General features: G+C 53.9%; 24 protein-coding genes and 1 pseudogene. 22 read left to right on the top strand and 3 right to left on the bottom strand.

Annotated features, from left to right (window positions below):
* The first annotated feature begins 182 nt into the window (after window positions 1-182).
* The 6 genes from ABLV66_RS18180 to ABLV66_RS18205 all read left to right on the top strand — a co-directional run bounded on the left by ABLV66_RS18180 (window position 183) and on the right by ABLV66_RS18205 (window position 7,244).
* Entirely contained in the window at window positions 183-1,094 is a 912-nt protein-coding gene (locus ABLV66_RS18180; protein ID WP_015367719.1) for an amino acid ABC transporter substrate-binding protein, read from the top strand.
* Between the two features lie 163 nt (window positions 1,095-1,257).
* Window positions 1,258-1,998, top strand: a complete 741-nt coding sequence (locus tag ABLV66_RS18185) for an amino acid ABC transporter permease (protein WP_045392974.1) — start codon at window positions 1,258-1,260, stop codon at window positions 1,996-1,998.
* Window positions 1,998-2,672 (top strand): glutamate/aspartate ABC transporter permease GltK, encoded by a 675-nt coding sequence (gltK, locus tag ABLV66_RS18190; RefSeq protein ID WP_047077889.1) that lies wholly within the window; start codon window positions 1,998-2,000, stop codon window positions 2,670-2,672. The genes ABLV66_RS18185 and gltK overlap by 1 nt, the downstream gene beginning before the upstream one ends.
* Window positions 2,672-3,397, top strand: a complete 726-nt coding sequence (locus ABLV66_RS18195; protein ID WP_015367722.1) for an amino acid ABC transporter ATP-binding protein — start codon at window positions 2,672-2,674, stop codon at window positions 3,395-3,397. The genes gltK and ABLV66_RS18195 overlap by 1 nt, the downstream gene beginning before the upstream one ends.
* 340 nt (window positions 3,398-3,737) lie before the next feature.
* Complete coding sequence (locus tag ABLV66_RS18200; RefSeq protein WP_348876260.1) at window positions 3,738-5,411, top strand: ShlB/FhaC/HecB family hemolysin secretion/activation protein; 1,674 nt, start codon at window positions 3,738-3,740, stop codon at window positions 5,409-5,411.
* 39 nt (window positions 5,412-5,450) lie between these two features.
* Window positions 5,451-7,244 carry a two-partner secretion domain-containing protein gene (locus tag ABLV66_RS18205; protein WP_316422449.1) on the top strand — a complete coding sequence of 598 codons (1,794 nt, stop codon included), beginning with the start codon at window positions 5,451-5,453 and terminating at the stop codon, window positions 7,242-7,244.
* Window positions 7,245-7,288: 44 nt separating this feature from the next.
* Here ABLV66_RS18205 and ABLV66_RS18210 read toward each other — a convergent pair whose 3' ends face one another.
* Entirely contained in the window at window positions 7,289-7,771 is a 483-nt protein-coding gene (locus ABLV66_RS18210; RefSeq protein ID WP_045393055.1) for a zinc ribbon-containing protein, read from the bottom strand.
* Window positions 7,772-7,997: 226 nt separating this feature from the next.
* On the opposite strand from ABLV66_RS18210, the gene leuS reads away from it, so the two are divergent.
* The 15 genes and pseudogenes from leuS to lipA all read left to right on the top strand — a co-directional run bounded on the left by leuS (window position 7,998) and on the right by lipA (window position 23,430).
* Window positions 7,998-10,580, top strand: coding sequence for a leucine--tRNA ligase (leuS, locus tag ABLV66_RS18215; protein WP_015704739.1), 2,583 nt, complete (start codon window positions 7,998-8,000; stop codon window positions 10,578-10,580).
* A 14-nt stretch (window positions 10,581-10,594) separates the two neighbouring features.
* The gene (gene lptE, locus ABLV66_RS18220; RefSeq protein ID WP_047049282.1) at window positions 10,595-11,185 is read left to right on the top strand and encodes an LPS assembly lipoprotein LptE; all 591 of its coding nucleotides are present in this window, start codon (window positions 10,595-10,597) and stop codon (window positions 11,183-11,185) included.
* The gene (gene holA, locus ABLV66_RS18225) at window positions 11,185-12,216 is read left to right on the top strand and encodes a DNA polymerase III subunit delta (protein ID WP_047049285.1); all 1,032 of its coding nucleotides are present in this window, start codon (window positions 11,185-11,187) and stop codon (window positions 12,214-12,216) included. Before lptE ends, holA begins: the two co-directional genes overlap by 1 nt.
* The gene (gene nadD, locus ABLV66_RS18230; protein WP_348876261.1) at window positions 12,209-12,859 is read left to right on the top strand and encodes a nicotinate-nucleotide adenylyltransferase; all 651 of its coding nucleotides are present in this window, start codon (window positions 12,209-12,211) and stop codon (window positions 12,857-12,859) included. Before holA ends, nadD begins: the two co-directional genes overlap by 8 nt.
* Before the next feature lie 51 nt (window positions 12,860-12,910).
* Window positions 12,911-13,519, top strand: coding sequence for an adenosylcobalamin/alpha-ribazole phosphatase (locus ABLV66_RS18235; RefSeq protein ID WP_047049293.1), 609 nt, complete (start codon window positions 12,911-12,913; stop codon window positions 13,517-13,519).
* A gap of 243 nt (window positions 13,520-13,762) precedes the next feature.
* A complete protein-coding gene (gene rsfS, locus ABLV66_RS18240; protein WP_002894623.1) occupies window positions 13,763-14,080 on the top strand; it encodes a ribosome silencing factor in 318 nt (105 codons plus the stop codon).
* A 3-nt stretch (window positions 14,081-14,083) separates the two neighbouring features.
* Window positions 14,084-14,551: a 23S rRNA (pseudouridine(1915)-N(3))-methyltransferase RlmH gene (gene rlmH / locus ABLV66_RS18245; RefSeq protein ID WP_015367732.1), complete on the top strand. Its 468-nt coding sequence runs from the start codon at window positions 14,084-14,086 to the stop codon at window positions 14,549-14,551.
* A 27-nt stretch (window positions 14,552-14,578) separates the two neighbouring features.
* Entirely contained in the window at window positions 14,579-16,480 is a 1,902-nt protein-coding gene (mrdA, locus tag ABLV66_RS18250; protein WP_045381467.1) for a peptidoglycan DD-transpeptidase MrdA, read from the top strand.
* On the top strand, window positions 16,480-17,592 hold the full coding sequence (gene mrdB / locus ABLV66_RS18255) for a peptidoglycan glycosyltransferase MrdB (RefSeq protein ID WP_008805635.1): 1,113 nt from the start codon (window positions 16,480-16,482) through the stop codon (window positions 17,590-17,592). The genes mrdA and mrdB overlap by 1 nt, the downstream gene beginning before the upstream one ends.
* Before the next feature lie 10 nt (window positions 17,593-17,602).
* On the top strand, window positions 17,603-18,745 hold the full coding sequence (gene rlpA, locus ABLV66_RS18260) for an endolytic peptidoglycan transglycosylase RlpA (protein ID WP_348876262.1): 1,143 nt from the start codon (window positions 17,603-17,605) through the stop codon (window positions 18,743-18,745).
* Between the two features lie 141 nt (window positions 18,746-18,886).
* Window positions 18,887-20,086, top strand: coding sequence for a D-alanyl-D-alanine carboxypeptidase DacA (gene dacA / locus ABLV66_RS18265; protein ID WP_015367735.1), 1,200 nt, complete (start codon window positions 18,887-18,889; stop codon window positions 20,084-20,086).
* A 113-nt stretch (window positions 20,087-20,199) separates the two neighbouring features.
* Complete coding sequence (gene ybeD / locus ABLV66_RS18270; protein ID WP_015367736.1) at window positions 20,200-20,463, top strand: DUF493 family protein YbeD; 264 nt, start codon at window positions 20,200-20,202, stop codon at window positions 20,461-20,463.
* A 99-nt stretch (window positions 20,464-20,562) separates the two neighbouring features.
* Complete coding sequence (gene lipB, locus ABLV66_RS18275; RefSeq protein WP_047049299.1) at window positions 20,563-21,204, top strand: lipoyl(octanoyl) transferase LipB; 642 nt, start codon at window positions 20,563-20,565, stop codon at window positions 21,202-21,204.
* A gap of 182 nt (window positions 21,205-21,386) precedes the next feature.
* Window positions 21,387-22,283: pseudogene (locus ABLV66_RS18280) on the top strand (YbeF family transcriptional regulator).
* Window positions 22,284-22,464: 181 nt separating this feature from the next.
* A complete protein-coding gene (gene lipA / locus ABLV66_RS18285; RefSeq protein ID WP_015367739.1) occupies window positions 22,465-23,430 on the top strand; it encodes a lipoyl synthase in 966 nt (321 codons plus the stop codon).
* A gap of 211 nt (window positions 23,431-23,641) precedes the next feature.
* Here lipA and tatE read toward each other — a convergent pair whose 3' ends face one another.
* Window positions 23,642-23,848 (bottom strand): twin-arginine translocase subunit TatE, encoded by a 207-nt coding sequence (gene tatE / locus ABLV66_RS18290; RefSeq protein ID WP_045381457.1) that lies wholly within the window; start codon window positions 23,846-23,848, stop codon window positions 23,642-23,644.
* A gap of 138 nt (window positions 23,849-23,986) precedes the next feature.
* Window positions 23,987-24,775, bottom strand: coding sequence for a deaminated glutathione amidase (locus ABLV66_RS18295; RefSeq protein ID WP_348876263.1), 789 nt, complete (start codon window positions 24,773-24,775; stop codon window positions 23,987-23,989).
* A gap of 89 nt (window positions 24,776-24,864) precedes the next feature.
* Between ABLV66_RS18295 and crcB the strand changes: the two genes are divergently transcribed.
* Window positions 24,865-25,248: a fluoride efflux transporter CrcB gene (crcB, locus tag ABLV66_RS18300; protein ID WP_045381622.1), complete on the top strand. Its 384-nt coding sequence runs from the start codon at window positions 24,865-24,867 to the stop codon at window positions 25,246-25,248.
* The last annotated feature ends 23 nt before the right edge of the window (window positions 25,249-25,271 follow it).

Below are 25,271 nucleotides of genomic sequence, written 5' to 3' on the forward strand. Positions count from 1 at the left end.
ATCAAAATCTTTACATTAAGCCAAACTAAATGCTAACAAGCTCATACAAATACTGCACTTTAAGATTGCAGACGATTCCCGAAAGCGCCGCCTTACGGCAGAGCTAACGGGAATAACAACACATACACACAATCACAATGGGTATCACTAGCGTCCCTGGCGTTAAGGATAAGGAGTTGGATATGCAATTACGTAAACTGGCCGCCGCAATGCTGGTCATGGGAGTGACCGCCGGTCTGGCGCACGCTGAAGATGCCGCCCCGGCCGCAGGTCAGAGCACGCTGGATAAAATCGCTAAAAATGGGGTGATCGTCGTCGGCCACCGCGAATCTTCCGTACCATTCTCCTACTACGATAACCAACAGAAAGTGGTGGGTTACTCTCAGGATTACTCCAACGCTATCGTTGAAGCCATCAAGAAAAAACTGAACAAACCCGATCTGCAGGTGAAGCTGATTCCGGTCACCTCGCAGAACCGTATCCCGCTGCTGCAGAACGGCACCTATGATTTCGAGTGCGGCTCCACCACCAACAACCTGGAGCGCCAGAAACAGGCCGCCTTCTCTGACACGATCTTCGTCGTCGGCACCCGTCTGCTGGTGAAAAAAGGCGGCCCGATTAAAGACTTCCCGGATCTGAAAGACAAAGCGGTGGTCGTCACCTCCGGTACCACCTCGGAAGTCCTGCTGCATAAGCTCAACGACGAGAAGAAAATGAACATGCGCATCATCAGCGCGAAAGATCACGGTGACTCCTTCCGTACTCTGGAAAGCGGCCGCGCGGTGGCCTTTATGATGGATGATGCCCTGCTGGCCGGCGAGCGCGCAAAAGCGAAGAAACCGGATAACTGGGAAATCGTCGGTACGCCGCAATCGAAAGAGGCCTATGGCTGCATGCTGCGTAAAGACGACGCGTCGTTCAAAACGCTGGTCGATGACACCGTCGCCCAGGCGCAGACCTCCGGCGAAGCGGCAAAATGGTTCGACACCTGGTTCAAGAACCCGATTCCGCCGAAAAATCTGAACCTGAACTTCGAACTGTCCGACGACATGAAGGCGCTGTTCAAATCACCGAATGATAAAGCTCTTAACTAATTAAAAAAACAGGGGCTCGACAAAGTAGCCCTCCCGATTGTTGCCTTCGCACGGACAGACTATACGGCGGCTGGTCGTTCCCCAGCCGCCGCGAATACCGAAACAAGCAGGGCAACAATCTTCGAGGGTAGCGCTGCTACCCTTTTTTTTCTGGAGTTTATTTATGTCAATAGACTGGAACTGGGGAATATTCCTGCAACCCGCCCCGTTCGGCAACACCACTTACTTAGGCTGGTTATGGAGCGGCTTTCAGGTTACCGTCGCACTGTCGATTAGCGCCTGGATTATCGCTTTCCTTGTTGGCTCGCTGTTCGGCATTCTGCGTACCGTCCCTAACCGCTGGTTAGCCGGGATTGGTACCTGTTACGTCGAACTGTTTCGTAACGTTCCACTGATCGTGCAGTTCTTTACCTGGTACCTTGTTATTCCGGAATTTCTGCCGGAAAACGTCGGTATGTGGTTTAAATCTGAGCTGGATCCCAATATTCAGTTCTTTGTCTCCTCAATGCTGTGCCTCGGGCTGTTTACCGCCGCCCGCGTCTGCGAGCAGGTCCGCGCCGCGATACAGTCCCTTCCGCGCGGGCAAAAAAATGCCGGCCTGGCGATGGGCCTGACCCTGCCGCAAACCTATCGCTACGTGCTGCTGCCGAACGCTTATCGCGTTATCGTGCCGCCGATGACCTCGGAAATGATGAACCTGGTAAAAAACTCGGCCATCGCTTCCACCATCGGCCTGGCGGATATGGCGGCGCAGGCCGGCAAGTTACTGGATTATTCTGCCCACGCCTGGGAATCGTTTACCGCGATCACCCTCGCCTATGTCTTCATCAACGCCGTCATTATGCTGGTGATGTACGTGGTTGAACGTAAAGTTCGTCTGCCGGGCAATATGGGAGGCAAATAATGTACGATTTTGACTGGAGTTCAATTGTTCCTTCCATGCCCTACCTGCTGGCAGGATTGGTCATTACGCTGAAAATCACCGTCACGGCGATTATTTTCGGTATCGTTTGGGGCACCATTCTGGCGGTGATGCGCCTGTCAAGCTTCCTGCCGCTGGCGTGGTTTGCCAAAACTTACGTTAACGTTTTCCGCTCGATTCCGCTGGTGATGGTGCTGCTGTGGTTCTATCTGATCGTTCCCGGATTCCTGCAAAACGTGCTGGGGCTGTCGCCGAAAACCGATATTCGCCTGATTTCGGCAATGGTGGCATTTTCGATGTTTGAAGCGGCCTACTATTCGGAAATTATTCGCGCCGGTATCCAGAGCATTTCCCGCGGTCAATCAAGCGCCGCGCTGGCGCTGGGGATGACCCACTGGCAATCGATGAAGCTGGTGATCCTGCCGCAGGCCTTCCGCGCGATGGTCCCGCTGCTATTAACCCAGGGGATTGTGCTGTTCCAGGATACCTCACTGGTGTATGTCCTGAGTCTGGCCGATTTCTTCCGTACCGCCTCTACTATTGGCGAGCGCGACGGAACCCAGGTGGAAATGATCCTGTTCGCAGGCGCCGTTTATTTTATATTTAGTCTCAGCGCATCGCTGTTGGTCAGCTGGTTGAAGAAAAGGACTGTGTAATGATTACCCTGAAAAATATTTCAAAATGGTATGGTCACTTTCAGGTGCTGACCGATTGCTCCACCGAAGTGAAAAAAGGCGAAGTCGTCGTGGTCTGCGGGCCGTCTGGCTCCGGTAAATCGACGCTGATTAAAACCGTTAACGGCCTGGAGCCGGTCCAGCAAGGCGAAATTATCGTTGATGGCACCCAGGTTAACGATAAGAAAACCAATCTTGCTAAATTGCGTTCCCGCGTCGGCATGGTATTCCAGCACTTTGAACTGTTCCCGCATCTGTCGATCATCGACAATCTGACGCTGGCGCAAATTAAGGTTCTTAATCGCGATAAAGAATCTTCCCGTAAAAAGGGTCTCAAATTATTGGAGCGCGTGGGCCTGGCGGCGCATGCGGAAAAATATCCGGCGCAGCTCTCCGGCGGTCAGCAGCAGCGTGTCGCGATCGCCCGCGCGCTGTGTATGGATCCGATTGCGATGCTGTTCGATGAGCCGACCTCAGCGCTTGACCCGGAGATGATCAACGAAGTGCTGGATGTCATGGTCGAACTGGCTAACGAAGGCATGACCATGATGGTAGTGACGCACGAAATGGGCTTTGCCCGTAAAGTAGCCAACCGGGTCATCTTTATGGATGAAGGTAAAATTGTCGAAGATGTCGATAAAGAAGCCTTCTTCGCCAACCCGCAATCAGAACGCGCGAAAGATTTCCTCGCCAAAATCCTGCACTAAAATCCCAGCGCGCACCTCATGTGCGCGCCTTCTTTCCCCCTGCAATATTGCACACATATATTAGTGGTTTATTTTAAGACTATCTCTATTAAGTCAGGAAATGAATCAGCCGCCGCGCCCAATAATTCACATTCTAAATTAGTTTAATTCATATAAAATTCAGTTTCCTTCGCATAGCTAAGCGTTACCGCCACAGCTAACATACCCCCCGTTAAAAACGGCTTCAGGGAAAATTTCTCTACATAACATTACGCTTAAATAAAAATAATTTTTCTAAAGATGCACCTGCGCGCTTAAAAACACGACACACACATTCAATGAAACAAATGGATCTTGCTTCATGTTTAATAAACACAACCTGATTCACGCCCTGCTAATTTTATTTTTATGTCAACAGCAGGCCATTGCCAGCACCATTGCCTCGGCCACAACGAATCAAAATGAGCAGGATAAAGCGCGTCAGGCGGCGCTAACGCCACAGCACCAGGGCACTCAAGCTTCGCAAATTAATACCGACAGACAAACGCTAACGTTTCCCGAGGAAAAAAACTGTCGGTTAATCAACACCATTCGTATCAATTCCGCCGAGCCGGGGCTGACACATAAGCTACTGGATAATCTCACGTCTCAAGCTCTGCATCGTTGCCTTGGGATTAACGGCATTCAGTACCTCGCCATGGCATTACAAAATGAGTTAATCGCCCGCGGTTATATCACTTCATTAGTGACTATCCCGGAACAGTCATTGACGCAAGGGACACTAAAGCTCGAGCTGGCGTATGGCAGAATCGGTGAAATACTCTGGTCAACGACAAGTGAGCAAACCACCAGTATCTGGAACAATATCCCCGCGCGTGAGGGAGATATTCTGCGCCTCTCTGACCTGGAACAGGGGATGGAAAACCTGCTTCGCCTGCCGGGAAGTTCAGCGAATATGCAAATCTTGCCGGGACAGCGGGAGGCGGAAAGCAATCTGATGCTTACTCGTCGTCTGGATAAAAAGTGGCAGGTCGGTGCCTGGGTTGATGATGCTGGCAGCCGCGCCAGCGGCCGCTATCAGGCCGGCGGCGCGCTCTATTTGTATGATGTCACCACGCTCAACGATATTTTCTATGTCTCCGGCGGCGGCGATATTGAATTTAATCAGCATAATGACGGCAACCAGAATGGCAGTCTTTATTACTCGCTCCCCTTCGGCTACTGGTCATTAAGTCTTTACGGTTCGCAGAGTCAATATAGACAGCTGTTCAAAGGCGCCTGGTCGCAAACGGACTATAAAAGTAAAAACCGCTACTACAGCGCTACGCTGTCGCGACTCCTGTCGCATACTCGTCAGCAACAGACATCGCTGGATTTACGCATCGCAAAAAGCGCTTCACGCTACTACTTTGGCGGTGAGGAGCTCGGGGTGGTGCGCAAACAAAACCCGACATGGGAGCTGACGCTACGCCAGCAACGTTATTTCGATAAAAAAGTCGTCGCCGCCAGTCTGGGGCTACAACGCCGCCTTCCATGGCTAAGCTCCGTCGCTACGCCAGAAGAAAAAGCAGGCCTGTTCAGCAAGCGTTCACGCGTCGTGCACGCCGACTTGCAGGCTTTGATGAAATTCGATTTAACCGGCGACAAATTTAGTTATGCACCGCATTTTAATGCGCAATACAGCCCGGATATTCTCTCTTCGGATAACCAATTTAATATTGGCAACCGCTGGACGGTCCGCGGATTTGATGGTGAATATACTCTCTCAGGCAATCAGGGCTGGTACTGGAGTAATGATTTTATCTGGGATATTGCCGGCCCGGAACAGCAATTTTATTTAGGATTAGATATTGGTCGTATTATTGGCAGCGAACAATATCGGCAAGGGAAAGTGATTTCAGGTGCGGTTAGCGGATTACGTGGCAAGCTGCTTTCCACGCAATATGATCTTTTTATCGGTACGCCGCTAAGTAAGCCGGATAACTTTCAGAGCGACTCGATCAATATGGGCTTCGCATTGAAATGGAAGTATTAAAACCAACATATTGCCAATCATATTTAAAGGAATGAATTCATGTTTAAGTTTAAATTAACCTATGTTGCTTTAGCAGCAGCGTTAAGCTCGACGGTAGTGTATGCCGACCCGACGACTTATACCCATCTATCAGGCGCAAAGGTAGTGGATATTGAAGCGCCAAATGCTGCAGGCGTTTCGCACAACCTGTATCGTGAATTTAACGTTGACGGCAACGGTTTAATACTCAATAACAGCAGCAGTGATATTGATCACGCGACTTTTGGCAATATCGCTAAAAACAACAATCTGACCAACGGCGGGGCGTCGGTGATCCTCAATGAAGTCACCTCCAATAAAGCCAGTTCACTGAATGGTTTTATTGAAGTCGCCGGTCTAAAAGCCGACGTCGTCATTGCCAACCCCAATGGCATTACCTGCTCCGGGTGTAGTTTCGTTAACACCAACAAGGCGGTATTAACCACCGGCCAGGTCAATCTGACCGATGAAGGCGCTATCGGCAGCTATACCATTACCAAGGGCAAAGTCACTATCGGTGAAAAGGGTATGGATGCTTCCACCAGCTATGCCGCATTGCTGGCAGACGCCGTCGCCATCAATGGTATGGTCAACGCCGGTAGTTCCGTGGTCGGTGGCGGTAATTTCACCTTCGATAACAGCACGGGCGTTATGACATCCGCAGGAAAAACCGCCACCATGCTGCAAATGCTCAATCCGGTATATAGCATTGATATCAGCAGCCTTGGTGGCATTAAAGCCAACAGCATCAGTATGGTCGGAAACAATCTAGGCTTCGGCGTACGTAATAAAGGCTCTATCACCGCCAACTCTTCACTTTCCATGACCAACAATGGATTACTGACCAACGATGGGTCCATCACCAGTAATGGCCTTCTCACCAGCATCGCCGCCTCCGGTAACTTCACCAATAACGGTACGCTGACGACTAAAAACTTGACGAAAATCACCACCTACGGCGCACTCACTAACGGCGGTAAGGGCACTATCAGCTCCACTAAACAATTAGTTCTGAGTGCCGTAGGCAATTTACAAAATAGTGGAACGATTAGCGCTACCTCCAATCTGATCGCCGCCAGCAACGGAGCGATAACCAACAACGCCGGGGCTAAAATCACTTCGGGCGCCCAGATTACCGCCACATCAATAGGTAATTTCACCAATGCCGGCACCATCAGCGGTAAAAATACCGTATTGAACTTTGTCGGCAGCAACTTTAAAAATACCGGCGCTATCAGCGCGACAGGTAAGGTTACCGTCAAGTCGTTAAATCAGGACAACACCACCAACACCGGTGAGATTTATAATCAGGGCAGCATGACCGGTGAAAATATCGATATGCTAACGAATGGGACTCTGGCGCAAAGCGCCAATGGAACAATGACGGCCACCAACGCCATTACCGCTCACAGCTATTGGCTGAATAATAATGGCGCGATGAACGCCGGCAGTATTACAACCGACCACGGCCCGGTAAACAATACCGGCACCATAATAGCAAATACAATTTCGATCACCAGCACCGGAGATATTGTTAACGAAGGCACTATCTACAGCACCGGCGATTTGCTGCTGGACACGCAAAACAAAGCGAATATCTACAACTATTATTTACTACAGGCGGATGACACCCTGACCCTGACCGCGAAAAAAATCGTTAATAGCGGTCGCGGCTGCGGCTGGTTAAAGTGGAGTACCTGTGATATCGGCACCATTCGTACTAACAAGCTGATACTAAACTCATCGCATAACTATACCAATGAAATGGGCGGTTATCAGTACTTTAAGATTGCGGAAATCAATACCGTTCTGTAATAACTCAGCGATGCGCAGCACAATGCGCATCGCTGCTTTACCGATTACGGTTCAAAGGGTCGACGCTGGAACTGGTCATGCCCACATTTTGGGCAGCGCGGCAGCACATCCGGTGTGTACACCGCCAGATGGTAATGACACTTTTCGCATACCAGATTACCCAGCCCCACCACCTCTCCACTGTGATAAACCCCGTGGTGGTTCAGGTCCTGGAATACTTCGCGCCATTCAAGCTGCGTTTTATCCGTAATATCCGCAAGTTCCTGCCACAGGCTCTCTTTGATGACCCGCATAAAGACGCTGTCGCTATCGTCTTCATGGCTCTCTTCGTAGCTGCGGGCAAATTCTTCTAAATCGCGCTTTACCGCCGCGATCAGCGACTCGACCTCGCTCTGCGTCAGATCGCCTGCCTGGGTGATTTTCTCCCTCGCCTGCTTCACCAGCGCGTCAATGTCACGCTCTCCATTGCGCAGCCGTTCACTGAGCGAGGAGACCAGTTCCCGGTAATATTGAGCAACCTTGTTCATCATTTCGCCTCCGGTGTGATTAACTGCTTCTAATAATAGACGTTATCTGCGGTTTGCTTTGCCAGCCGCGCCACAGAGTCGTGAAAAATTCTGCTTCGCTTTTGCCGATGTTAATGTGCGAAAGGCTGTTTTGACGTGGACGTTTGGGCTATGCTATGCCGATCTGAAATAACACATCCATTGGCTACATTTTGTAGCTGTATTGAAAACAGGACCACTGGCTGCCATGCAAGAGCAATACCGCCCGGAAGAGATAGAATCGAAAGTCCAGCTTCACTGGGACGAAAATCGTACATTTGAAGTAACTGAAGACGAGAGCAAAGAGAAGTATTACTGCCTGTCGATGCTTCCTTATCCTTCTGGTCGACTACACATGGGTCACGTGCGTAACTACACCATCGGCGACGTCATCGCGCGCTATCAGCGCATGCTGGGCAAAAACGTCCTGCAGCCGATCGGTTGGGATGCGTTTGGTCTGCCTGCGGAAGGCGCGGCGGTGAAAAACAATACCGCCCCGGCGCCGTGGACCTACGACAACATCGCATACATGAAAAACCAGCTGAAAAAGCTGGGCTTCGGCTATGACTGGAGCCGTGAAATTGCGACCTGCACCCCGGAATACTACCGCTGGGAGCAAAAATTCTTCACCGAGCTGTATAAAAAAGGCCTGGTGTACAAGAAAACCTCCGCGGTCAACTGGTGTCCGAATGACCAGACCGTGCTGGCTAACGAACAGGTTATCGACGGCTGCTGCTGGCGCTGCGACACCAAGGTTGAGCGTAAAGAAATCCCGCAGTGGTTTATTAAAATCACCGCCTACGCCGATGAACTGCTCAACGATCTGGACAATCTGGACCACTGGCCAGACACCGTTAAGACCATGCAGCGCAACTGGATCGGCCGCTCTGAAGGGGTGGAAATCTCCTTTGACGTCAACGACTACGCCGATAAGCTGACCGTCTACACCACCCGCCCGGATACCTTTATGGGCTGCACCTACCTGGCGGTCGCTGCCGGTCACCCGTTGGCCCAGCAGGCTGCGGCTAACAATCCGGCGCTGGCCGCCTTTATTGACGAATGCCGTAACACCAAAGTTGCCGAAGCCGACATGGCGACAATGGAGAAAAAAGGCGTCGACACCGGCTTTAAAGCTATTCACCCGCTGACCGGCGAAGCGATTCCGGTATGGGCGGCGAACTTCGTGCTGATGGAGTACGGTACCGGCGCGGTGATGGCCGTTCCGGGTCACGACCAGCGCGACTACGAGTTTGCCAGCAAATACGGCCTGAACATCAAGCCGGTTATCCTCGCCGCCGACGGCTCCGAGCCGGATCTCTCCGAGCAGGCGCTGACTGAAAAAGGCGTGCTGTTTAATTCCGGCGAATTTAGCGGCCTGGATTACGAAGCGGGCTTCAACGCCATCGCCGATAAATTGGCCGCGATGGGCGTTGGCGAGCGTAAAGTTAACTATCGTCTGCGCGACTGGGGGGTTTCCCGCCAGCGTTACTGGGGCGCGCCAATTCCGATGGTGACCCTGGAAGACGGTACCGTGATGCCGACGCCGGAAGATCAGCTGCCGGTAATCCTGCCGGAAGACGTGGTCATGGACGGCATCACCAGCCCGATCAAAGCCGACCCGGAGTGGGCGAAAACCACCGTTAACGGCATGCCGGCGCTGCGTGAAACCGACACCTTTGACACCTTTATGGAGTCTTCCTGGTACTACGCGCGCTATACCTGCCCGCAGTACGATAAAGGCATGCTGGACCCGAATGCCGCGAACTACTGGCTGCCGGTGGATATCTATATCGGCGGTATCGAACACGCCATTATGCACCTGCTCTATTTCCGCTTCTTCCACAAGCTGATGCGCGATGCCGGTATGGTGAACTCCGATGAGCCAGCCAAACAGCTGCTGTGCCAGGGCATGGTACTGGCCGATGCGTTCTACTACGTCGGCGAAAACGGCGAGCGTAACTGGGTATCACCGATTGACGCTACCGTTGAGCGTGATGAAAAAGGCCGCATCGTTAAAGCCTTCGATCCGCAGGGCCGCGAGCTGGTGTACACCGGCATGAGCAAAATGTCCAAGTCGAAGAACAACGGTATCGACCCGCAGGTGATGGTTGAACGCTACGGCGCGGATACCGTACGTCTGTTCATGATGTTCGCGTCTCCGGCGGAAATGACCCTGGAGTGGCAGGAATCCGGCGTAGAAGGCGCGAACCGCTTCCTGAAACGCGTCTGGAAACTGGTTTACGAGCATACCTCTCAGGGCCCGGCTGTCGCTCTGGATGTGGCAAGCCTCAGCGAAGATCAGCAAGCGCTGCGTCGCGACGTGCATAAAACGATTGCCAAAGTGACCGATGATATCGGCCGTCGTCAGACCTTCAATACCGCCATTGCCGCGGTGATGGAGCTGATGAACAAACTGGCGAAAGCGCCGCAGGAAGGCGAGCAGGATCGCGCGCTGATGCGTGAGGCTCTGCTGGCAGTCGTACGTATGCTCAACCCGTTCACCCCGCATGCCTGCTTCACCCTGTGGCAAGAACTGGGCGGCGAAGGCGATATCGACAACGCGCCGTGGCCGGTAGCGGACGAAAGTGCAATGGTTGAAAACACGACTCTGGTCGTCGTCCAGGTAAACGGTAAAGTTCGTGGTAAAATTACCGTTGCGGTAGATGCAACCGAGGAGCAGGTTCGTGAACGTGCAGGCCAGGAACATCTGGTCGCAAAATACCTTGAAGGCGTGACCGTACGTAAAGTGATTTACGTTCCGGGCAAACTGCTCAATCTGGTCGTTGGCTAAGCGCGGGAGGAAGCGTGCGATATCTGGCAACAATGCTGTTATCTCTGGCGGTGTTAATCACCGCCGGTTGCGGCTGGCATCTGCGTAGCAATACGCAGGTTCCAACCACAATGAAAACTATGATTTTCCAGTCAAGCGATCCGAACGGTCCGTTAAGCCGTGCGGTACGTAATCAGCTGCGTTTGAATGGCGTTGAGCTGATCGATGCCGATACGCTGCGTAAGGACGTTCCGTCCCTGCGTCTGGGTAACTCATCCATTCAGAAAGATACGGCATCCATTTTCCAGGATGGTCGTACTGCTGAATACCAGATGGTGCTGACCGTTAACGCCACCGTATTGATCCCGGGTCATGACATTTACCCAATCAATACCAAGGTTTATCGTTCATTCTTCGATAACCCGCAGGCGGCGCTGGCGAAAGATGCCGAGCAGGACATGATTATTCGTGAGATGTACGACAAGGCCGCGGAGCAGCTGATCCGCAAATTGCCGAGCGTGCATGTTGCGGATGTCGAAGCCACCAAAGAGGCTGAGCAACCGGTGTCTGGAACCCCGGCCGCCTCTACCTCCGGCAACCGCGTTTCCACTACGCTGGGTAACTGATGATTCGGTTGTACCCGGAACAACTCCGCGCGCAGCTCACTGAAGGGCTGCGCGCGGCGTATTTATTGCTTGGTAACGATCCGCTGTTGTTACAGGAAAGCCAGGATGCCATCCGCGAAGCCGCGGCCGCCCAGGGCTTTACCGAACATCACACCGCGACCATCGATGCCAGCACCGACTGGCCCGCCCTTTTCTCCTTAAGTCAGGCGCTGAGCCTCTTTTCCAGCCGCCAGACGCTTCTGCTTATTCTGCCGGAAAACGGTCCGAATGCGGCGATTAACGAACAGCTAGCCACGCTGGTCGGTATGCTGCATGAAGATCTGCTGCTGATTGTCCGCGGCAATAAGCTTACCAAAGCCCAGGAAAACGCAGCATGGGTGACCGCGCTTGCCAGCCGCGCCGTACAGGTCAGCTGTCAGACGCCGGAATACGCGCAGCTACCGCGCTGGCTGGCCGCCCGCGCTAAGCAGAACAAGCTGCAATTAGATGAAGCCGCCAGCCAACTGCTGTGCTACTGCTATGAAGGTAATCTGCTGGCGTTAGCGCAGGCGCTGGAGCGGCTCTCGCTGCTGTGGCCTGACGGCAAGCTGACGTTGCCTCGCGTTGAACAGGCGGTGAATGATGCCGCCCACTTCACGCCATATCACTGGGTCGATGCCCTGCTGGCCGGCAAGAGCAAGCGCGTACTGCACGTCCTGCAGCAACTGCGCCTTGAAGGCTGCGAACCCGCCATTTTGCTGCGCACGCTGCAGCGCGAACTGCTGCTGCTGGTGAACCTGAAGCGCCAGTCGGCGCATACGCCGCTGCGTACGCTGTTTGATAAACACCGGGTCTGGCAGAACCGCCGTCAACTGGTGGGTGACGCGCTCACGCGCCTCAGCGCCGAGCAACTGCGCCAGGCCGTCACGTTATTAACCCGCGCCGAGCTCACCTTCAAACAAGATTATGGCCAGTCAATATGGCCCGAGCTGGAAAGTCTTTCGTTACTGCTCTGCCATAAAGCGCTGGCGGACGTTTTCATTGATGGTTGATATGACTCAGTTGCAGGCGATGTACGGCGGCACCTTCGATCCGGTGCATTATGGCCACCTGAAGCCGGTAGAAATTCTGGCGAACCAGATCGGTCTTAACCGGGTGATCATCGTCCCCAATAACGTCCCGCCGCATCGTCCGCAGCCGGAGGCCACCAGCGCCCAGCGCGTACATATGCTCGAGCTGGCGATAGCGGATAAACCGCTGTTTGTCCTCGATGAGCGCGAGCTGCGGCGCGATACCCTCTCCTGGACGGCGCAAACGTTGCAGGAGTGGCGACAGGAACAGGGTCCTGACCGGCCGCTGGCGTTTATTATTGGTCAGGATTCGCTGTTGACCTTCCCCACCTGGCATAACTACGCCACGATCCTCGATAACGCCCATCTGATCGTCTGCCGTCGTCCGGGATATCCACTGGCGATGAAGCGCGAAAAAGATCAGCAATGGCTCGATAAACATCTCACCCACGATATCGAGCTGTTACATAACCGCCCCGCCGGCGCTATCTATCTTGCGGAAACGCCGTGGTTCGATATTTCCGCCACGCTGATTCGTCAGCGTCTGCAGCAGGGGGTCTCCTGCGCCGATATGCTGCCCGAGGCCGTGCTGGACTACATTCACCAGCAGAAGCTCTATTGCTGAGAACCCGCTGCAGGGATATCGTTACGCTACGCGATTTCCACGGAGTGCATCATGAAATTATGGCTGGTTCGCCACGGCGAAACGCAGGCTAACGTCGACGGGCTGTATAGCGGTCACGCTCCCACCCCGCTCACCGAACGCGGTATCCAGCAGGCGTGCTCGCTGGGTGACTGTCTGCGGGAGGTACCTTTCGAGCTGGTATTGTGCAGCGAGCTGGAGAGAACCCAGCATACCGCCGACCTGGTGCTCGCTGGTCGGCTAATCCCACGGCAAGTGATTCCTTCGTTGAATGAGATGTTTTTTGGCGATTGGGAAATGCGCCACCATCGCGATCTGCAAAAAGAAGATCCGCAGAACTACGCCGCATGGTGCAAAGACTGGCAACACGCCGCACCGACCAACGGCGAAAGCTTCCAGGCCTTCGCGCAGCGTATCGCGGCTTTTGTCGCCACCCTCGGGCAATATCAGCCGCGGGATAACCTGCTGATCGTCGGCCACCAGGGCGCTTTAAGCCTGTTAATCGCACTCTTATTGCAGATGCCTGCCTCAGCAATGTGGCATTTTCCCCTCGCCCACGGCTGCTGGAGCCTTATCGAACGACGCGACGATTTTACAACCCTGCGGGTATTAAATAGCCAGGCGCAGTGGCGCGCGGAATAAGAATTCATGACCGCCCATTGACAGCCCCGAGCAGGCTGCTATTCTCCGCAGCCAGGCTACACCCGCTATACGCATCTTGCAGAAATTGTTTTACAAAAATGGCGATGCATTCGTCGGCAAGGGATGGGATGATAGCCCGCTTTCAAGGGCTGAAAGCTGACTTTTCTCCCGACATTGCCATGACTTCGGGTATACTGTCAGGCTCGTTATTGTTATCACTCTTCACGCACCCAGGGGGAACACTTGCAGGGTAAAGCACTCCAGGATTTTGTTATCGACAAAATTGATGACCTGAAAGGTCAGGACATCGTCGCCATTGATGTACATGGCAAATCCAGCATCACCGATTGCATGATTATTTGCACCGGCACGTCTACGCGCCACGTGATGTCCATCGCCGACCATGTGGTGCAGGAATCCCGCGCCGCCGGAATGCTGCCGCTGGGCGTTGAAGGTGAAGCCGCCGCCGACTGGATCGTGGTCGATCTGGGCGACGTAATGGTTCACGTCATGCAGGAAGAGAGTCGTCGTTTGTACGAGCTGGAAAAACTCTGGAGTTAATGCGTGAAGCTACAATTGGTGGCCGTTGGCACCAAAATGCCGGACTGGGTTCAGACCGGCTTTAGCGAATATCTGCGCCGTTTTCCAAAAGATATGCCGTTCGAACTGGTAGAGATCCCTGCCGGTAAGCGCGGAAAAAATGCCGATATCAAACGCATCCTCGAAAAAGAGGGCGAAATGATGCTGGCGGCCGCAGGCAAGAACCGTATCGTGACCCTGGATATTCCCGGTAAGCCCTGGGATACGCCGCAGCTGGCGCGAGAACTGGAACGCTGGAAGCAGGATGGCCGGGACGTCAGTTTACTCATTGGCGGCCCGGAAGGTCTCTCTCCGGCCTGCAAAGCGGCAGCGGAACAGAGTTGGTCCCTTTCCACGCTCACGTTGCCTCACCCGTTAGTTCGCGTGCTGGTGGCTGAGAGCCTGTATCGTGCGTGGAGCATTACGACTAACCACCCTTACCACCGTGAGTAATGATGACCTGGGTAGACTAAGCAGCGAATGAAATTACAGAATTCTTTCCGCGACTATACGGCTGAATCCTCGCTGTTTGTACGCCGGGCGCTGGTCGCTTTTACGGGCATTTTGTTGCTTACCGGCGTGCTGATTGCCAACCTCTACAACGTACAGATTGTCCGTTTCAACGACTATCAAACGCGTTCCAATGAAAACCGTATTAAGCTGGTCCCCATTCCGCCCAGCCGAGGTATTATCTACGATCGCAACGGCACACCGCTGGCGCTGAACCGCACCATCTATCAGTTAGAGATGATGCCGGAAAAAGTCGATAACGTGCAGCAGACGCTGGATGCGCTGCGCGACGTCGTCGACCTGACCGACGACGACATTGCCGGCTTTAAAAAAGAGCGCGCGCGCTCTCACCGCTTCACCTCGATTCCGGTGAAGGTCAATCTTAATGAAGTCCAGGTGGCGCGCTTCGCCGTAAACCAGTACCGCTTCCCCGGCGTCGAAGTCAAAGGCTACAAGCGCCGCTACTATCCCTATAACTCCGCCCTGACCCACGTTATCGGCTACGTCTCTAAAATTAACGATAAAGATGTCGATCGCCTGGATAAAGAGGGCAAGCTGGCTAACTACGCGTCGACCCACGACATCGGTAAGCTGGGAATCGAGCGCTATTATGAAGACGTGCTGCACGGGCAAACCGGTTATGAAGAGGTTGAAGTCAACAACCGCGGCCGCGTTATTCGCCAGTTAAAAGAAGTGCCTCCGCAGGCCGGACGCGATATCTACTTAACCCTTGATTTGAAGCTGCAGCAGTATATCGAAACGCTGCTGGCGGGCAGCCGCGCGGCGGTAGTGGTCACCGACCCGCGCAGCGGCGCGATTCTGGCGCTGGTTTCAACCCCGAGCTACGATCCCAACCTGTTTGTCGATGGTATCTCCAGCAAAGATTATTCCGGACTCCTCAACGATCCGAATACCCCGCTGGTTAACCGCGCCACACAGGGGGTCTATCCACCCGCCTCGACGGTAAAACCCTACGTCGCCGTCTCGGCCTTAAGCGCCGGCGTCATTACCCGCAATACCAGTCTGTTCGACCCCGGCTGGTGGCAGTTGCCTGGATCGGAAAAACGCTATCGCGACTGGAAAAAATGGGGCCACGGTCACCTGAACGTCACTAAAGCGCTGGAAGAGTCCGCGGATACCTATTTCTATCAGGTCGCCTATGATATGGGCATCGACCGCCTTTCCGAATGGATGAGTAAATTCGGCTACGGCGACTACACCGGCGTCGACCTGGCGGAAGAGCGCTCCGGTAACATGCCCACTCGCGAATGGAAGCTCAAGCGCTTTAAGAAACCCTGGTACCAGGGCGACACCATCCCGGTCGGTATCGGCCAGGGCTACTGGACCGCTACGCCGATTCAGATGAACAAAGCGCTGATGATCCTGATAAATGACGGTGTGGTTAAAGTCCCTCACCTGCTGCAAAGCACGCTTGAAGACGGTAAACAGGTACCGTGGGTTCAGCCGCATGAACCGCCGGTCGGCGATATTCATTCCGGCTATTGGGAAATCGCTAAAGACGGGATGTATGGCGTTGCCAACCGCGGCAACGGTACCGCGCACAAATACTTTGCCAGCGCGCCGTATAAGATTGCGGCGAAGTCCGGTACCGCGCAGGTATTCGGCCTGAAAGCCAACGAAACCTATAACGCGCACCGAATTTCCGAGCGTCTGCGTGACCACAAGCTCATGACGGCGTTTGCGCCTTACAACAACCCCCAGGTCGCGGTGGCGATGATCCTGGAGAATGGCGGCGCCGGCCCGGCGGTCGGTACCATTATGCGCCAGATCCTTGATCACATCATGCTGGGTGATAACAACACCAATCTGCCGAGTGAGAACCCGGCGGTGACGGCGGGGGAGGATCAATAATGACCGATAATCCGAACAAAAAATCGCTATGGGATAAAATCCATCTTGACCCAACGATGCTGCTCATTCTGCTGGCGCTGCTCACCTACAGCGCGCTGGTTATCTGGAGCGCCAGCGGCCAGGACGTAGGCATGATGGAGCGCAAAATCGGCCAAATCGCCATGGGCGTGGTGATTATGATCGTGATGGCGCAGATCCCGCCGCGGGTATATGAGGGCTGGGCGCCCTACCTGTATATTTTCTGTATTATTTTGCTGGTTGCCGTAGACGCCTTCGGCGCTATCTCCAAAGGCGCACAGCGCTGGCTCGATCTCGGTATTGTTCGTTTTCAGCCCTCGGAGATTGCCAAAATAGCGGTGCCGCTGATGGTGGCGCGGTTCATAAACCGCGATGTCTGTCCGCCTTCACTGAAGAATACCGCCATCGCGCTGGTCCTGATCTTCCTGCCGACCCTGCTGGTTGCGGCGCAGCCAGACCTCGGCACTTCTATTTTGATCGCCCTCTCCGGCCTGTTTGTTCTGTTCCTCTCCGGCCTGAGCTGGCGCTTAATCGGCATCGCGGTGGTACTTGTCGCCGCCTTTATTCCGATTTTATGGTTCTTCCTGATGCACGACTACCAGCGTCAGCGCGTAATGATGCTGCTCGATCCGGAGACCGATCCGCTGGGCGCGGGCTATCATATTATTCAGTCCAAAATCGCTATTGGTTCCGGCGGATTACGCGGTAAAGGCTGGTTGCATGGTACTCAGTCGCAGCTCGAATTCCTGCCGGAGCGCCATACCGACTTTATCTTCGCCGTACTGGCGGAAGAGCTGGGGCTCATCGGGGTGTTGATCCTGCTGGCATTGTACATTTTGCTTATCATGCGCGGACTATGGATCGCCGCCCAGGCGCAAACCACCTTTGGCCGCGTCATGGCAGGCGGTTTAATGTTGATTTTATTCGTTTATGTCTTCGTAAATATTGGTATGGTAAGTGGTATTTTGCCGGTGGTGGGGGTACCTTTGCCGCTGGTCAGCTACGGGGGCTCAGCCCTAATCGTATTGATGGCCGGGTTTGGTATCGTTATGTCGATCCATACCCACAGAAAAATGTTGTCGAAAAGCGTTTAAGGGGTTCGCAATGCGTAAGCAATGGCTGGGGATCTGCATAGCAGCAGGGCTGCTGGCGGCATGTTCAGGTGAAGACGTTCAGCAGAAGACGGTTAGCGTCCCGCAGCCGGCTGTCTGTAATGGTCCGACGGTAGAAATCAGCGGCGCCGATCCGCATTTCGAAACGCTGAATGCCACGGCCAATCAGGATTATGAGCGCGACGGCAAAAGCTATAAAATCGTCCAGGATCCGGCTAACTTCACCCAGACCGGTCTGGCGGCAATTTATGATGCCGAACCGAACAGCAACCTGACCGCCTCTGGCGAAGCGTTCGATCCGACACAGCTTACCGCCGCGCATCCTACGTTGCCTATCCCAAGCTATGCGCGTATCACTAACCTGGCCAATGGCCGGATGATCGTAGTGCGCATTAACGATCGTGGCCCGTACGGCAATGACCGGGTCATTTCCCTGTCCAGCGCCTCAGCCGACCGCCTGAACACTTCTAACAATACTAAAGTTCGTATCGATCCGATTATTGTCTCTCAGGACGGCGCGTTATCCGGCCCTGGTATGGCGTGCACCACCGTCGCCAAACAGACCTATGCCTTGCCTTCGCGTCCAAACCTTGATGGCGATGGTTCCGCGGCCATCTCACCGGCCGACCAATCAAACGTTCATGCCATTAGCAACTCAACGCTTAAGCCTGAAGATAACGTGGGCGCGCCGGTTAACGGTAGTGGATTCCTCGGCGCGCCGACGCCGCTGAATAATGGCGTACTGGAAGGTAGCGAACCCGCTACTGCTGCGCCTGCCGCCGTCGCCGCAACGCCTGCAACGCCCAGCGCGCCGGTTACCGCGCCTGGCTCGATTCAAGGTAGCGTCGCGCCTGCCGCGACCGCAACAGCAGCAACCGCCGCTGTTGCCGCGCCAAACGCCGGCACCAGCGGTGAGTTCGTCGTGCAGGTCGGCGCCGTTAGCGACCAGGCTCGCGCCCAGCAATATCAGCAGCGCCTGAGCCAACAGTTCGCCGTTCCCGGCCGTGTGATGCAAAACGGCGCCGTATGGCGGATTCAACTGGGTCCATTTGCCAGTAAGTCGCAAGCGACGACGGTACAACAGCGTCTGCAAAACGAAGCGCAGCTACAATCATTTATTACTCGCGCCAACTAAACGTGACGCCGCGGTATCTCCCGCCACAGCATATGTAAAAGTCGTTAACAAAGTCATATGCAATGTCGGATGCCGCTGCGAAACGCATTTGTTATAGTAAGGCACTTTTTTAATTTCATCACGGATGCCGTTGTTCTAACCATGAAGACCTCTTTCACCGCTCGTTTACTCGTTACGGCCCTCTCCGTTGCGGCACTGTCTACCGCTGCCCGCGCCGATGACCTGAATATGAAAACCATGATCCCAGGCGCTCCGCAGATCGATGCTGAATCCTGGGTTCTTATCGATTACAACTCAGGTAAAGTGCTGGCGGAAAACAACGCCGACGCCCGCCGCGATCCGGCGAGCCTGACCAAAATGATGACCAGCTATGTCATAGGCCAGGCCATGAAGGCGGGCAAATTCAAAGAATCCGATCTGGTCACCGTGGGTAACGACGCGTGGGCAACCGGTAACCCGGTGTTTAAAGGTTCTTCCCTGATGTTCCTGAAGCCGGGCATGCAGGTGCCGGTTTCGCAGCTGATCCGCGGCATCAACCTGCAATCCGGTAACGATGCCTGCGTGGCGATGGCCGACTACGTCGCCGGCAGCCAGGACGCGTTTGTCAGCCTGATGAACAACTACGTAAACGCGTTGGGCCTGAAAAATACCCATTTCCAGACCGTTCACGGCCTGGACGCCGACGGCCAGTACAGTTCCGCGCGTGACATGGCGCTGATCGGCCAGGCGCTGATCCGCGACGTACCGAATGAGTATTCCATCTACCGCGAAAAAGAGTTCACCTTCAACGGTATTCGCCAGCTGAACCGTAACGGCCTGCTGTGGGATAACAGCCTCAACGTCGATGGCATTAAAACCGGGCATACCGACAAAGCCGGCTACAACCTGGTTGCCTCCGCTACCGAAGGCCAGATGCGCCTGATCTCCGCGGTGATGGGCGGGCGTACTTACAAAGGTCGTGAGTCCGAAAGCAAGAAACTGCTGACCTGGGGCTTCCGCTTCTTCGAAACCGTGAACCCCATTAAAGCAGGTAAAGAGTTCGCCTCTGAACCGGCCTGGTTCGGCGATAGCGATCGCGCTTCTCTGGGCGTAGATAAAGACGTCTATCTGACTATCCCGCGCGGGCGCATGAAAGACCTGAAAGCCAGCTATGTACTGAACAACACCGAACTGCACGCGCCGCTGCAGAAAAACCAGGTGGTCGGTACCATTAACTTCCAGCTGGATGGCAAAACTATCGATCAGCGTCCGTTAGTGGTGCTGCAGGAAATTCCGGAAGGGAATTTCTTCGGCAAAATCATTGATTACATTAAGTTAATGTTCCATCACTGGTTTGGTTAAAAATTGAACACTTGAAAGTGTGATTTCTATCCCCATATACTATTCATCAAAGAAACCTGATAACTCCCACATCACGTGGGAGTTATTATTTTAGTCGTCACACCGGAGCTGACATGAAAACCAAACTTAACGAACTGCTTGAATTCCCTACGCCATTTACTTACAAAGTAATGGGGCAGGCGTTGCCTGAGCTGGTTGATCAGGTGGTGGAAGTGGTACAGCGCCATGCGCCTGGTGATTACTCTCCGTCAGTAAAACCGAGCAGCAAAGGTAACTACCACTCGGTCTCCATCACCATCAACGCCACCCACATCGAACAGGTCGAAGCCCTGTACGAAGAGTTGGGCAATATCGAAATCGTGCGGATGGTGCTGTAATCCCTCGCCTTACCCGGCCTCAAGCGCCGGGTAATTCTCCTTCTTTCGCTGTGATATACTCTCCCCACTTAAGTCATCCCTCTCGGCGGAGACGTTGTTTTGCAGCACAATACCATTCTTATTCGACAACTCGGCCTGCAACCTTACGAACCCATCTCGCAGGCAATGCATGAATTTACCGACAGTCGTGACGACACGACGCTGGATGAAATCTGGCTGGTAGAACATCACCCGGTGTTTACTCAGGGTCAGGCCGGCAAAGCCGAACACGTACTGGTACCCGGTGATATCCCGGTCATTCAGAGCGACCGCGGCGGCCAGGTGACCTATCACGGGCCAGGCCAACAGGTGATGTATGTCTTGCTGAATCTTAAACGGCGTAAACTCGGCGTGCGCGAATTAGTGACGCTGCTGGAGCAGACCGTGGTCAATACGCTGGCGGAGTATCAGATTGAATCTCATCCTCGCGCCGATGCGCCGGGAGTTTACGTTGGTGAACAGAAAATCTGCTCGCTGGGACTGCGTATTCGTAAAGGTTGTTCTTTCCACGGGCTGGCGCTGAATGTGGCAATGGATTTGACGCCGTTCCTGCGTATTAATCCGTGTGGCTATGCCGGCATGGAGATGACGCAAATGCGCCAGTGGCAGCCGCAGGCCGCTACAGAAAACGTCGCGCCGCGGCTGGTCGCCAACCTGCTGGCGCTGCTGAACAACCCACCGCATGAATATGTCGCCGCTTGATGCGCACCGCGCTCTGAACCTTCAGAGCGCAACTCCTTATTAATACTTCATATTTGCAATCAATTGTCACGCAACGCCACATCATCGCCCGCTATAATAAGCCTATGACCCAACGACCGGATCCGCGAGTGGCCGACAATCATCCCCCATTGGAAAACAACGAACAGCCAGAAGATCGGCAGATCTTTCGTATTCTGCGTAATATCGATCTTAATCTGTTAACTATCTTCGAAGCCGTGTACGTGCATAAAGGCATCGTCAATGCGGCGAAGGTGCTCAATATCACGCCTTCGGCCATTAGCCAGTCGATCAATTAACTACGGGCTCTGTTCCCCGACCCTCTCTTTATTCGAAAAGGACAGGGGGTGACGCCGACGGCTTTTGCGACTCACCTGCATCAATATATCAGCCAGGGGATGGAAGCCTTTCTCAATGCGCTGGATTTGGGCAGCAGCTCGCAGCAGCAGCGCGTGCTCACCATCGCTACCGCGCCGACCATCGGCGCATTGGTGATGCCAACCATCGCCAACGCGTTAAAAGCGCGGTTTCCTCAAGTATTGCTGCACAATATTGCGATTACCGATGCCGCCAGCCAGCTCAACCAGCGGCAGGTTGATTTGCTAATCGATACCTATAACCATAGCGGGCTGGCCATTGCGCATCAGGTGCTGTTTTCCGAGCCGGTTGTTATGTTTTGCCGCGAAAATCACCCAATTTTGCCTCTTCCGCTGACGCGGGAAAATCTACAGCAGTTTGAGTTTGCGCTGCTGCTGCCGGAAGGACAGCGCTACCCTGCCCTGCATCGGCAACTTGATGAATTCATCGGGGAACGGAGGTGCGGTTTTAGCAGCTATAACCTGTTGACTCAGGCGGCGATGATGAATAATAGCGATTTGCTGGGGCTGACGCCTGAGAGTATGTTCGCGCTGGTGGCGAAGATCTGGCCTCTACAGGCGATGCCTTTCCCGCCGTTACAAGACCAGCGCATTGATTTCTCGCTACATTACAACCGGCAAAGCGCCCAGGAGCCGTTACTGAAAGAGATTATCGACACTATTCTGCAAACTTATTCCCGCTAACCGCACGCGAGGGAAAAGGATAAAACAACAACTATTTTACAATTTGCCGGGCAACCAGGCTGCTTTCAACCCCGTATCAATGATATACTGCCTGTTCTTAGTTCAAAAATAGTTGATAAATACAACATTTGATTGAATTAATTCGCTTTCCTTCGTGACTCGCAACTGGAACACGCACGCTATGAGTAAACCCATTGTGATGGAACGCGGTGTTAAGTACCGCGACGCCGATAAAATGGCCCTTATCCCGGTGAAAAACGTGGCAACTGAGCGTGAAGCTCTGCTCAGAAAACCGGAATGGATGAAAATCAAACTTCCGGCTGACTCGTCCCGTATTCAGGGGATCAAGGCAGCGATGCGTAAGAATGGCCTGCACTCCGTGTGCGAAGAAGCCTCTTGCCCGAACCTTGCCGAGTGCTTCAACCACGGCACCGCGACCTTTATGATCCTCGGCGCTATCTGTACTCGCCGTTGCCCATTCTGCGATGTGGCCCACGGTCGTCCGGTGACGCCTGATGCCAACGAGCCGCAAAAACTGGCGCAAACCATCGCCGATATGGGGCTGCGCTATGTGGTGGTGACTTCCGTTGACCGCGACGATCTTCGTGACGGCGGCGCGCAGCATTTCGCCGACTGCATCAGCGCTATCCGCGAGAAGAGCCCGAATATCAAAATTGAAACGCTGGTACCGGATTTCCGTGGTCGTATGGATCGCGCGCTGGATATCCTGAAAGTGACGCCGCCGGATGTGTTTAACCACAACCTGGAAAACGTACCGCGCCTGTATCGTCAGGTACGTCCGGGCGCAGATTATAACTGGTCGCTGAAGCTACTGGAGCGCTTTAAAGAAGCGCATCCGGAAATCCCGACCAAATCGGGTCTGATGGTCGGTCTTGGCGAAACCAATGAAGAGATCATCGAAGTGATGCGCGATCTGCGCCGTCATGGCGTTACCATGCTGACGCTGGGTCAGTATCTGCAGCCGAGCCGCCACCACCTGCCGGTACAGCGCTACGTCAGCCCGGAAGAGTTTGAAGAGATGAAAGCTGAAGCCATGGCAATGGGCTTTACCCATGCCGCCTGCGGCCCGTTCGTCCGCTCTTCCTATCATGCCGATCTGCAGGCAAAAGGTATGGAAGTAAAATAACCTCTGCCTTTCTCTGGCCGTCGTTCGCGGCGGCCTGATTTCTCCAGTTCCCCCCAACTTCCAACTTCCCGTTGTCACACTTCGTTTCATCTTTTCATCGCCAGAGTACCGGCAATAAAAAAGGCGACAACGAATACGCTGCCGCCTCTTTGCCGCCAGAGCTTCACACCCGGCCGCGACGCGCCCCCGTTCATCGGGAGCCCGTGATTAATTACTCTTTATGAGAGAGTTTCTGTGCCGGCGCTTCTTCCTCAGCGCTGGTCTTTTTGGCACTGTCATCGTCATCATTCATGGCTTTCTTGAAGCCTTTGATAGCCGAACCCAGGTCTCCACCCAGCGTGCGTAATTTTTTGGTACCAAACACTAAAATAATCAGCGCTGCGACTACCAGCAGTTTGGTAATACTAATCTCACCCATAGCTAACCTTCTTCTCTATACAAGCTCAAGCTGCGAATACGCCATCATACACATATACGCATACAATTAACGGCTATTTGACGCGCCGACACAATAGCAATCTGTAACAAGGTGAATCAAGCCTTGTTTAAAAAAACGTCACAATAATTGCGGTGGCGCAAATCTGCGATTACGCAGCACCGGCAAACTCTCACGCACCTGACGAATATAATCTGCGGATATCTCAGCAAAAATCAGCTGCGGTTGAGCGGCGGCGCCAGCAATAGTGGTACCGAGCGGATCGATAATCCGGCTCTGGCCGATATTACGCGTTCCGCACTCGCCTGCCGCAATAATATAGCAGGTAGTATCCAGCGCCCTTGCCGCCAGCAGCGTCGCCCAGTGATGTTCCTTCATAGGCCCGCGAACCCAGGCGGTCGGCAGCACCAGGACATCGGCCCCCTGTAACGCTAACGATAGCGCTAATTCGGGAAAGCGTAAATCGTAGCAGGTCATTAAGCCGATTCGCATCCCATTTACCTCTATTAAAGGAGGGATTTGCTCACCGGCATCCACCAGCCGTGACTCCTGCATATTAAACGCATCGTACAAATGGAGCTTCTGGTATTGTGCGCAAATTGCCCCTCGGCATATCGCCACCAGCGTATTGCTCGCGCGCCCTTCAGCAGAGGGCACGTGCAGCGTTAATATCGTGGTTAAGTCATTACGCCGGCTTTCGGCCAGCAGTTGCTGCATGAAACCGCCGCCCAGCGCCTGCGCTGATTTTACCGACATATCCGGATCGTTATCGGCCCGCGCCAGTAACGCCTCAGGCAAGACCAGTAACGAAGCGCCGCAGTCTGCCGCCTGACGCATCAGCTCAACGCAGATCTGCGCATTAGTTTGCCACTGCGCCGTGACGGCGAATTGCCCTGCTGCTACCCGCATCTCTTTCTCCCACTTGCGAATCCATAGCCAAAAGCGCCTTTGTCGCGCTACACTCGACCCTCTACCTAACCAAATAGCAGGAAATGACCGTGTTACAACTCCTTTTAGCCGTTTTTGTTGGCGGCGGAACCGGCAGCGTGTTGCGCTGGTGGCTGGGCATGAAATTTAACCCAATGCATCATGCAATTCCCATTGGCACGCTAGTCGCTAACCTGCTGGGCGCATTTATAATCGGCGCCGGGTTGGCGTGGTTCAATCGCCTGACGCATGTTGATCCGATGTGGAAACTGCTTATTACCACCGGCTTCTGCGGTGGCCTGACTACCTTCTCCACCTTTTCCGCGGAGGTCGTGTTTCTGCTCCAGCAGGGACGTTTCAGCTGGGCGTTGCTAAACGTTCTCGTCAACCTGCTTGGTTCTTTCGCCATGACCGCGACGGCATTCTGGCTGTTTTCACAGTCAGCCGCCCGTTAACGTCAGGCAAAAAAAAACCCGCT

Origin of the sequence: Klebsiella sp. CN_Kp073 (genome assembly GCF_040065495.2) — a bacterium.
GTDB lineage: Bacteria > Pseudomonadota > Gammaproteobacteria > Enterobacterales > Enterobacteriaceae > Klebsiella > Klebsiella aerogenes.

Bases quoted from the DNA above. Each gene is read 5' to 3' on its own strand.
- ABLV66_RS18180 (WP_015367719.1), top strand. From the start codon at position 183: ATGCAATTACGTAAACTGGCCGCCGCAATGCTGGTCATGGGAGTGACC.
- ABLV66_RS18185 (WP_045392974.1), top strand. From the start codon at position 1,258: ATGTCAATAGACTGGAACTGGGGAATATTCCTGCAACCCGCCCCGTTC.
- gltK (WP_047077889.1), top strand. From the start codon at position 1,998: ATGTACGATTTTGACTGGAGTTCAATTGTTCCTTCCATGCCCTACCTG.
- ABLV66_RS18195 (WP_015367722.1), top strand. From the start codon at position 2,672: ATGATTACCCTGAAAAATATTTCAAAATGGTATGGTCACTTTCAGGTG.
- ABLV66_RS18200 (WP_348876260.1), top strand. From the start codon at position 3,738: ATGTTTAATAAACACAACCTGATTCACGCCCTGCTAATTTTATTTTTA.
- ABLV66_RS18205 (WP_316422449.1), top strand. From the start codon at position 5,451: ATGTTTAAGTTTAAATTAACCTATGTTGCTTTAGCAGCAGCGTTAAGC.
- ABLV66_RS18210 (WP_045393055.1), bottom strand. From the start codon at position 7,771: ATGAACAAGGTTGCTCAATATTACCGGGAACTGGTCTCCTCGCTCAGT.
- leuS (WP_015704739.1), top strand. From the start codon at position 7,998: ATGCAAGAGCAATACCGCCCGGAAGAGATAGAATCGAAAGTCCAGCTT.
- holA (WP_047049285.1), top strand. From the start codon at position 11,185: ATGATTCGGTTGTACCCGGAACAACTCCGCGCGCAGCTCACTGAAGGG.
- nadD (WP_348876261.1), top strand. From the start codon at position 12,209: ATGGTTGATATGACTCAGTTGCAGGCGATGTACGGCGGCACCTTCGAT.
- ABLV66_RS18235 (WP_047049293.1), top strand. From the start codon at position 12,911: ATGAAATTATGGCTGGTTCGCCACGGCGAAACGCAGGCTAACGTCGAC.
- mrdA (WP_045381467.1), top strand. From the start codon at position 14,579: ATGAAATTACAGAATTCTTTCCGCGACTATACGGCTGAATCCTCGCTG.
- mrdB (WP_008805635.1), top strand. From the start codon at position 16,480: ATGACCGATAATCCGAACAAAAAATCGCTATGGGATAAAATCCATCTT.
- rlpA (WP_348876262.1), top strand. From the start codon at position 17,603: ATGCGTAAGCAATGGCTGGGGATCTGCATAGCAGCAGGGCTGCTGGCG.
- dacA (WP_015367735.1), top strand. From the start codon at position 18,887: ATGAAGACCTCTTTCACCGCTCGTTTACTCGTTACGGCCCTCTCCGTT.
- ybeD (WP_015367736.1), top strand. From the start codon at position 20,200: ATGAAAACCAAACTTAACGAACTGCTTGAATTCCCTACGCCATTTACT.
- lipA (WP_015367739.1), top strand. From the start codon at position 22,465: ATGAGTAAACCCATTGTGATGGAACGCGGTGTTAAGTACCGCGACGCC.
- tatE (WP_045381457.1), bottom strand. From the start codon at position 23,848: ATGGGTGAGATTAGTATTACCAAACTGCTGGTAGTCGCAGCGCTGATT.
- ABLV66_RS18295 (WP_348876263.1), bottom strand. From the start codon at position 24,775: ATGCGGGTAGCAGCAGGGCAATTCGCCGTCACGGCGCAGTGGCAAACT.